The organism is Clostridium sp. MCC353 (genome assembly GCF_018785315.1).
In the GTDB taxonomy this organism is placed as follows: Bacteria; Bacillota; Clostridia; order Lachnospirales; family Lachnospiraceae; genus CHH4-2.
Window position 1 is genome coordinate 34,184 of the sequence record NZ_WQPN01000052.1, and the last position, 377, is coordinate 34,560.

Consider the following 377-nt stretch of genomic DNA (forward strand, 5'->3'; position numbering starts at 1 on the left):
TGTTTTTAATATCAAGTTTTTTACATTAACCCTCAAGGCATTTTCGAAAATGCCTTCACCCTTTAATGTAAATGCCCACACCATTTAACATCCCCCCTCAAAGCATTTCCGAAAATGCCTTGACCTTTTACTGTTATTCCCCACGTCAGTTACTTGAAATGTCTATACCATAATCTGCTCTAAATACCAAACACCGTCTCAATCAAACGCGTCCCTGCCTTTTCTACTTCCCTTCTTCAAATCTTTATTTACCCTTTATCAGACCAGTACACAGCCATGAATCCAGGGAATGGGGACGGACGGGGGCGGAGGCCTGCTTGGAGGTTTGACGCCGGGCGGAGCGGAATCCGTTGGCGATGAAAGCCGTCTGGAAACCG